Annotated in this window: 6 protein-coding genes; 2 read left to right on the forward strand and 4 right to left on the reverse strand. The window is 24.6% G+C overall.

What is annotated here, in order from left to right:
* Positions 1–483: 483 nt before the first annotated feature.
* Positions 484–3,150, forward strand: coding sequence for a carboxypeptidase regulatory-like domain-containing protein (locus tag GBZ86_RS08835; protein WP_152889790.1), 2,667 nt, complete (start codon positions 484–486; stop codon positions 3,148–3,150).
* A 138-nt stretch (positions 3,151–3,288) separates the two neighbouring features.
* Positions 3,289–4,383 carry a pyridoxal phosphate-dependent aminotransferase gene (locus GBZ86_RS08840; RefSeq protein ID WP_152889793.1) on the forward strand — a complete coding sequence of 365 codons (1,095 nt, stop codon included), beginning with the start codon at positions 3,289–3,291 and terminating at the stop codon, positions 4,381–4,383.
* Positions 4,384–4,448: 65 nt separating this feature from the next.
* Here the strand turns inward: GBZ86_RS08840 and GBZ86_RS08845 are convergent, their stop codons facing one another.
* The 4 genes from GBZ86_RS08845 to GBZ86_RS08860 form a co-directional block, all read right to left on the reverse strand.
* Positions 4,449–6,707: a tetratricopeptide repeat protein gene (locus tag GBZ86_RS08845; protein WP_152889795.1), complete on the reverse strand. Its 2,259-nt coding sequence runs from the start codon at positions 6,705–6,707 to the stop codon at positions 4,449–4,451.
* Positions 6,708–6,898: 191 nt separating this feature from the next.
* Positions 6,899–7,726: an energy-coupling factor transporter transmembrane component T family protein gene (locus GBZ86_RS08850; protein WP_152889798.1), complete on the reverse strand. Its 828-nt coding sequence runs from the start codon at positions 7,724–7,726 to the stop codon at positions 6,899–6,901.
* A complete protein-coding gene (locus GBZ86_RS08855) occupies positions 7,723–9,429 on the reverse strand; it encodes an ABC transporter ATP-binding protein (RefSeq protein ID WP_152889800.1) in 1,707 nt (568 codons plus the stop codon). Before GBZ86_RS08855 ends, GBZ86_RS08850 begins: the two co-directional genes overlap by 4 nt.
* An 84-nt stretch (positions 9,430–9,513) precedes the next feature.
* Positions 9,514–10,071: an ECF-type riboflavin transporter substrate-binding protein gene (locus GBZ86_RS08860; RefSeq protein ID WP_152889803.1), complete on the reverse strand. Its 558-nt coding sequence runs from the start codon at positions 10,069–10,071 to the stop codon at positions 9,514–9,516.
* Between the last annotated feature and the right edge of the window lie 97 nt (positions 10,072–10,168).

Consider the following 10,168-nt stretch of genomic DNA (forward strand, 5'->3'; position numbering starts at 1 on the left):
AGATAATATTCTCTAATAAAATTAAAAGAATATTTAATATAAAATTTAGCATTTTTATGCTGATATGTTATTTTTATTTATAAGATTTTGTATTGATAAACTCTCCTTTCCTTATTTTTTGCTTACTATAAATTTTCTTTATTTTGATAATTTAAAAGTTAAACTTTCCTTATATTAATTTATTTTTTAAAAAGGTTATTTATACCTATTTATTCAGATTTTGCATCATCCTTTCTTTATATCATAAGTTTTATTACCATTTTATTCATTTATTGTTATTTGGATACATTTTTTTAATTTGAATACTTTAATATTCTTCATATTTTAAATATATTTTTATTTCTTTCATAATATTTTATAAAATCAATTTTATATTTAATTGTACTTTTTAAAACTTATTGTCAAATATGGTATCAAAAAACAATTATTTGGAATATTATACTATATAAATAGTATTTTATTTAATACGGGAGGATCTTATATATGCAAGTAAAACAAGATAAATACAATTTAGGTAAATCCTCAATTGTTCAAATTACGCAAACTGGAGCAGATGTTATTTTAAACTTACAACTTAATCCTAATACATTACCAATAAACTTTGCTGCTTCAGTATCTGGTAAAATAGTAGATTCATTAAATAATCCAGTTGCACATGCTATAGTAAAATTAATGAATGATAAATTTGAGCCATTATCTCATGCATCTTCAGATAAAGATGGTAATTATATAATAAATAATATTATATCAAGTCCAATATATACAATGATAGCAATTTCACCTGGTAAGGCTTTAACTCAATCTTCAAATTTCACCTTATCAGTAGGTCAACATCAAATCGTAGATTTTACATTACCTAATGATCCTAATTCTAATCTTGGATTAATTAGCGGTTATATAGCTGATTCATCTTCTCCAGCTAATAAACCAATCGCTGGTGCTGTAGTATCATTGTATACTGTAATAAATAATTCTAGTACTTTATTTGCTATAACTTATACAGATGCTATGGGTGACTTTGTATTTAGTGAATTACCTGCTGAAAATTACAATATAACAATATCTGCTCTTGGATATATTTCAACTCAAATTTCTACTAATGTAGAAAGTGGTAGAATAACTTCAGTTACAACTAATCTTTCAAAAGATCCAAATTCATCTAATGGAATAATTTCTGGTGTAATAACTAATAATTCTAATACTCCTATTCCTAATGCAGATGTTATTCTATATAATGTTGATTCAAATAAAGCTCTTATTCCAGTTGCATTTACTACAACTAATTCTTCAGGAATATATACATTTATAAATGTACCAATAGGAACTTATTTAGTTAAATCTAATCAATCTGAATTAATAAATGTGAATAATTCACCTACTCCAACTCCTACTCCAACACTTCCAACTTCAACTTCTCCATCTATGAAAAAAACTTATAATGTTGCAAATGGAATGTTATCAAATGGTGCTAGATTAGATGATGGTACTAACTTTGCTGGCTGGATAGGTGGCCCTGCTGATGGTTCTTCAACTTTAAATGTTGTAGCTGATACTGATGGTGTATATAATTTATCTGTTCAATACATTGGTGCTGATACAAATAGACCTCTAAAAATTGATGTAAATGGTATTAATACTGGCATTATATACACTCCACCTATGACTAATGGTTGGACTATTAATGATGCTAAAACTTTTACAACTACAGTAAACTTGAAAAATGGAAATAATACACTTAAATTCCATGGTAATGGTATTGATTATGGCCCTAGTTTAGGTGAAATAACTTTATTATTATCTTCAAGTTCTAACTCACCAATAACTCCAACTCCTACTCCAACTCCTAATCCAATTCCAACTCCTAATCCAACTCCTTCTTTAAAAACTTATAATGCTGCAAATGGAATATTATCAAATGGTGCTAGATTAGATGATGGTACTAATTTTGCTGGCTGGATAGGTGGTCCTGCTAATGGCTCTTCAACTTTAAATGTTGTAGCTGATGCTGATGGTGTATATAATTTATCTGTTCAATACATTGGTGCTGATACAAATAGACCTTTAAAACTTGATATAAACGGTGTTAATACTGGTATAATATATACTCCTCCTATAACCAATGGTTGGACTATTAACGATGCTAAAACTTTTACAATCACAGTAAGCTTAAATATGGGAAATAACACAATTAAATTCCATGGTAATGGTATTGATTATGGTCCTAGTTTAGGACAAGTCACTTTAGAATTAGTTTCAATTTCCTCTATGCCTGTAGCTCCACCAGTAAATTCAACTGTTTATTCTGGTCCTAGCATAGATAAGTTTACAATTGCTCAACCTGGAACTATCTTTCCAATCTCTTATAATGTAGCTAATGGAATATTAGCAAACGGTGCTAGATTAAATACAAGTACTAACTTTGTTGATTTTATAGGTGGTACAAATGATGGTTCAGCTACTGTAAATACCAATGTTACTACTTCTGGTTTATATAATTTAGCAATACAATATATAAGTACTGATATGAATCGTCCATTAAAAATAATTATTAATGGAATAGATAGTTCTACTATTTACAACTTACCAATGACTTCTGGATGGACTGCAAGTGATTCAAAAACATTTACAATTCCTATAAATCTTAACATAGGAAATAATTCAATTCTATTCCATGGTGATGGTGTTAACTACTCTCCTAGTCTTGGCAGTATAAACCTTACAGTTTCCCCATTATCAGGAAGTTACGATTTAACTCAAGGCATACTTGAAAATGGTGCAAATGTTGATATTACAACTGGTTTTGTAAGTAATGTAGGTGGTAGAAATAATGGTTCTGTAACAATACAGCTTGATATAAATCAAGCTAGTCAATATAATTTAGGAATTCAATATTTATCTCCTGATGCAGCTAGAAATATGAAAATTGATATTAATGGAGTAAATACTGGCACAATTTACAATATCCCTCAAACAATTGACTGGTCTGTCTCTAATGCATCTATGTTTAATTTAGCTACTAATTTAAACAGTGGAACTAATATTATTAAATTTTATGGAAATGGAATAACTGCAGCCCCTGATTTAGGTACTTTGTACTTTACTCAAATTCCTTTTAGCACTGTAATTGATGCTTCAATTGCATTAAATTAAATATAGTAAGTTAATTTATTAAAGTAGGCAAAGTTAATATTTGCCTACTTTAATAAGTTTATTATATATTTTTCTTTAATTATAATAAATAAAAATATATAATAAACTTATTACATGTTTAAAAGGAGGTACACATTTATGTCATTAAATCATGGTGCTAACTTATTTAATTTATCTAATAAACTAGGAATAGAAAAAAATAAGCTTATAGATTTTAGTTCTAATATTAATCCATTTGGTTCTTCGCCTAAAGCTAAAGAAGCAATAATAAATAATGTAGATATGGTTTCAATTTATCCTGATCCTGAATACAAAAACTTAAAAAAAACAATTTCAAATTATTGTGAATGTAAAATAGAAAATATTCTTTTAGGAAGTGGGGCAACTGAATTAATATCATCTTTTATTAAAGTCATAAAACCTAAAAAAGCTCTTTTATTATCTCCATCATATTCTGAATATGAAGAAGAATTAAAAAAATTAAACTGTGAAATAGTTAAATTTTTTACACTAAAAGAAAATGGTTTTAAAGTAAATATAAATGAATTAATAAATATAATTAAAAAAATTAAATGTGATTTATTAATAATTTGCAATCCTAATAATCCAACTGGATTTGCTCTTAAAAATACTGAAATTCAAAAAATTCTTCATAGCTGTGAGATTTTTGTTATGGTAGATGAAACTTATGTTGAATTTTCTGACATAGACTTATTTTCATCAACTAAATTAACAAACAAATACCCTAATTTATTTATTATAAGAGGAACTTCTAAATTTTTTTCAACTCCAGGAATTCGATTAGGTTATGGAATTATTTCTAATGAAAATATTAAAAATTGTATTAATTCTTCTTTAGATTTATGGAATATAAATATATTTGCTAACATAATGGGTGAAATAATGTTTAAAGATTTTTCATATATAAATAATACTAAAACTAAAATAATTAAAGAAAAAACTTATTTATTAGATGAACTTAAATCACTTAATGAATTAAAAGTTTATAATAGCTATGGCAACTTTATATTGTGTGAATTAAAAACAAAAAAAATTACAGCAAAGAAATTATATGAAAAACTATTGAAAAAAAATATAATTATAAGAGACTGTTCTTCTTTTCAGGGTTTAAATGAATATTTTTTTAGAGTTTGTATTTTAACCCATGAAGAAAATAAATTACTTATAAATAGCTTAAAATCTATATTAAAAATACATACTAATATATGTTAAAAAAAGATCAGGGATATTTTATGTTATTCCTGATCTTTCTCCATGTTTTTTGTTTATTTCACTTTTTATAGCAAGTCAAAATTATTTTTTTCTAATAAGTCATCTTTAAGAATATTTAATTCATTTAAATTAAATTCATTAAACTCATCATATTCTAAAGCTTTTTCTATATTTTTTAATGCTAACTTTTGTTCATTAAAAAAATTATAACTTATTGCTAATATAGCATAAATATCTCCTTCATTTTCATAATATTTTATAAAATTTTTACACCAATTTATAGATTCTTCATATTTTGATATCTTCATATAACAAAAAGCTAGGTTTTTTGTTATATCCTTACAAAAAGACTTTTTTAAGTCTTTTTCTAAATCTAATGCAATTTTAAAATATTTTATAGCTACTTCATAATTTTTAATATGTTTATATACTTTTCCTAAATTTGCATAAGTATATCCTTCTTTTATTCCATTATCTATAGCTAATTTATAATTTAATATAGCTTGTTTATATTTTTTTTGCATAAAACATACCCAAGCTATTTCTTCATATAACACTGGTTCTTTATTAATTTGTAATGCTACTATATAATCTTTTTCAGCTAAATTATAATACTCTAACTTTTCATATACTAAACCTCTATTATAAAAAATATAGTGATTTTCTTTATCTATTTTTAATGCAATATTATATTCATTTATTGCTTTTTTGTATTCTTTATTTTTAAAATATATAAGACCTTTATTATAATGTGCTAATGTATATTCCTCATCAAATTTTAATGCCATATTATAACACTCTAAAGCCTTTGTTAAATTTTCACATCTACCATAACATACTCCTAATTGAGTATATATTTGAGCTTTATTTTCAAAATAATCAATTCCTTTTAAGGTATACTCTAGCCATTTACAAGCTTCTACAAAATTATTTAATTTCATATAACATTCAGCTATAGATTGATATATTTCAAAATCCTCTTCACCTATATTAACATAATGTAAAAAATTTTTAATACATTTTTCATAATCACTATTATAATAATATATATATCCTAAATAAAAATAAGCTGTTTCATCGTTTTTATCTAAACTTAACACTTTAAGATAATCTTTTTCTGCTTCTTTATCTTTATTTAACAAATAATAACATCTAGCTCTATAAGAATAATCTAAAACTTCTTCTTCATTATAATTTATTACATGTGAAAAATATTTAATTGCATTTTCATAGTTTTCTTTGTAAAAATAACAATATGCTAAATTTCTATTTAAATATACATTATCATAATTTTCTTTTATACACTGATTTATAATTTTAATAGCTTTATCATAATCTTCATTAGTCATATAAACTCTAACTAAGGTATTAAAAATATATACACTATTATCTCCATTTTCTATTAAATTTAAATATTCTTTTTCTGCTAAATAATACTCTTCTCGCTCTAAATGTATATCTGCTTTAATATATCTAAAACCTTTATTATATTTATCAACTATTAAAGCTTTTTCTATTATATTTAAGGCTTTTAATGTATTTCCCATTTCTAAATAACATCTAGATAATAAAGAATAATTTTCTAAATATTTAGGAAATCTTTCTATTAAATTATTTAAAATTAAAGTTGCTTTCCAAAATTCCATATTATCTAAATATAATGTTGATAAATAATATGGATATTGTGGATTATCAGAATCTAATTCTATAGCTTTCTTATAATCTTTATCAGCTTTATTAAAATGTCCTAAAATTCTATTTATTAATGCTCTATTTATGTAATAATCACTAATATTATCTTTAATTTCTATTGCTCTATCTATATGCTTTAAAGCTTTTTCATAATCCCCTAGCTCATAGTAAGCACTTGATATTGCAAAATTACTTTTGTTATCTTCTTTTAACATATTTGCTTTTTCAAAATAATTTAAAGCTTCATTGTAATCTCCATCTTCCATAAAAGAAAATCCTATTTTTAAAATAGCTTCTACACAATTTTCATTTAACTCATAAGCTTTAATATAATCAGCTAAAGCACTATCCCAAATTTCTTCTTCTTCGTAGCATTTCCCTCTAAGTAAAAATAATTTTTCATCTTTACTATTTAGCTTTATAGATTTTTTAATTATTTTTAATCCTTCTTTAAACTCTTTTAATAAAGTATATGCAAATGCTTTATAATAATAAAATATAAAATCTTCATTACAACTTTTTTCATATTTTTCACAAATTCTCAAAATTTTATTTCCACTATTAACTTCATGATTTTTAGAATATTCACCTATATAATCATCTATTTCTTTTAAAAAATTACTTATATTCATAAATCCATCCTTATTTTTTATATTAAATTTAAAACAATTTTATTAACATAATATGATTTTTACTTCAATTAAATACCTAATAATATATTAGTTTTAATTGAAGTATCACATTAAACAATTTTTATAATTAAAAAGAGCATATAATTATAAATAAAAATGCTCTTTCTAAAACTTTATTTTTAAATTTTATGTTAAATAAACGGATTAAAAAATCTACCTTTATTATAATATGCCATAACTATAGAAAGTATAAAAATAATAGTAACAAAAACTATAGCTCTATAATCTTGTATTTTAAAATTTCGAGAATTATACCAAGTTCGATTCTTTTTATTACCAAATGCTCTTAGCTCCATAGCACAACTAATAGTTTCTATTCTATCTAAACTAGAAAATATTAATGGCATTAAAATAGATACTGAATTTTTTATACGTGTTACAAAATTTTCTTTTTTAGACATGTCTATTCCTCTTGCTTGTTGAGCAAAAGATATATCTTGATAATCACGCTGTATATCTGGTATATATCTTAATGCAATTGCCACTGAATAAGCAATTTTGTAATTTATTCCTATACGATTTAAAGAAGAAGCAAATTCACTTGGATCAGTAGTGCATATAAATAATAATGCCATTGGAATTATTGAAAAATATTTTATAGTTATATTAAATTGATAAAATAGTTGCTCTAAAGTTACTGTATATATACCTGCTATATGAAATAGCTTATGATTTGTTCCATATATTTCCACACCTTCATATGGAGAAAATATAAATATTGCTATATTATTTAAAAATAAGAAAAATAATATAAAATATACTACAAAAGCTATTTGTTTAAATTTTATTTTCGATATTTTAAATATAACTAAGCTAATAATAAGCATTCCCACTAAAACTCTAGTATCATAAGTTAACATTGATGCTAAAGTCCATAAAATAAAACAAATAAGCTTTGTTGCTCCTGTAAGTTTATGAATTGATGAATCTTCTTTTATATATGAAAGCATTGAATTCATATTCTTCTTACACTCCTATCATAATTAATAAATTTTTTGATAAACTCTCTTGGATTTTTAAAATTACATTTTATAGCTAACTCAAATAAAGAAGTTTCTTTTAAATTTGCTTTTTCAATAACTTCTTTATTAGTAAGTATGTTAGTAGTAATATCTTCAGCTATTTTTTCCCCATTTGATAAAACTATAGCTCTTTTAGTATATTCTAACATTAAATGCATATCATGTGTAATCATAACTATAGTTACGCCTTTTTTATTTAAATTAAGTAGAAATTCCATTATTTCATTATAGTGTTTAAAATCTTGTCCTGCTGTTGGTTCATCTAGTATAATAATTTCTGGATCTAAAACTAATATAGATGCTATAGTAACACGCTTTTTTTGTCCAAAACTTAATGCTGAAATAGGCCAATTTCTATACGGATATAATCCACATATTTTTAAAGTTTCATAGACTTTTTCTCTTATTTTTTCAGCTTTTAATCCTCTAGCTTTTAATCCTAAAGCAACTTCATCATAAATCATATTTTTAGATATCATCTGATTAGGATTTTGCATAACTATGCCAATATGTTCAGCTCTTTCTTTTATGGAATCATTGTTTATATCTTTTCCCTTTAAAAGTATTTTTCCTTTAGTTGGTTTATAAAAACCACAAATCAATTTTGATATAGTAGATTTGCCAGCACCATTTCTCCCTATAATACTAACCATGTCACCTTTATTTATTTTAAAGGAAACATTATGTAAAGTTTCTTTTCTTCTATCATATCCAAAGCTTATATTTTTTAATTCAAGAATTGGTTCCTCTATATGCTCTTCCTCATCTACTTTCATGTTTTCATACCAATACTTTAATTTATCTTTACTAAAATTAACATCTAAAGTATTTATATGCTTAGGTTCCATTTCCTCTTTAATATTAACTCCTGAATATTTAAGAGCTGTAATATATAAGGGCTCTCTTATTCCATTTTTAGTTAATAAATTAGATGAAAGTAATTCATTTGCTGTCATATTAGCTACTATATTTCCTTCATTCATTACTATTATTCTATCTATATTACAATGAAGAACATCTTCTAATCTATGCTCAATAATAATAATTGTTTTTCCTGTTTCTTTTTGTATATTATCTATTAATTCAATAGCATTCTTTCCTGTAGCGGGATCTAAACTTGCCAAAGGCTCATCAAACAAAAGAATATCTACATCATCTACCATTACACCTGCTAACGTTACACGTTGTTTTTGCCCTCCTGATAATCTATGTGGCGCATAATCTAAATAATTATTAATCCCAACCATATTAGATACCTTTTCAACTATATTAATCATTTCATTTTTTTCTACACAATCATTTTCTAATTTAAAAGCAATATCCTCTGCTACAGTTAATCCTATAAATTGGCTATCAGGATCTTGTAATACCGTTCCAACCATATTTGAAATTTCAAATATACTTAAATTTTTAGTTTCTTTTTCTCTTATTTTTAAACTTCCTTTTATTTCAGCTTCATAAGAAAATGGTATAAGACCATTTATACAACTTCCTAATGTACTTTTTCCTGAACCTGAAGGTCCAACTATTAAAATTTTTTCTCCTTCATATATAGTTAAATTTATATCATTTAATGTTGGCTCTGATTGAACCATATAATGCACACTAAAATTTTCAAACTTTATAATTGGCTTTTTCATAGCACACTTCCTTCCAATTTTCAACATTTGTATTTTCCACTTCACAAAAAAACCGGAGTCTTTTATCTCCGGATATTTGCTAGACTATTCTTCTTTAATTAAACTACCTCTTTTTATTCTTGTAGAAGCATAACTTGAAACTAATATAGTTCCTAATACTCCTACTGTTACCATATTAGAAATTCCTCCAACCATACCTTGTAAATATACTTTATTTGCCGGCTCTGCATAAATAAAAATATCTAATGACGGTGCAACTAAAAACCAAGCTATAATATTAGCTATAATTTGTATTAAGTTAAATATAAATATTTGTTTAATGCCAAATATACCTTCATTGATTTTTATCTTTTTCCAAGCAAATGCTATAACTAAGCCAACCACTCCTGAAGCTATCACCCAGCTTAGCCACGGAGAACCAAAAGATACTATATCCTTTAATGCATGACCTATAAATCCAATAAGGAATGCTGCTATAGGACCATATAATAAAGCCATTAAAGCAAGAAATGCATATGCAGTTTCTATATTAGTATTAGGTATACCAGTTGGAATTGAACCAAAACGTCCTAATATCATAAATACAGCTGCACCTATACCTATTGCAACAATTGTTTTGATTGATAATAACTTATGTTTCATCAGATTATACTCCATACTATATGTTATAATTTATATATTTTTTTCATTAATATTACTAATCCTTTAATTTATGTACACATTATATATTATATAAAAG

This window comes from Clostridium tarantellae (assembly GCF_009295725.1).
In the GTDB taxonomy this organism is placed as follows: domain Bacteria; phylum Bacillota; class Clostridia; order Clostridiales; family Clostridiaceae; genus Sarcina; species Sarcina tarantellae.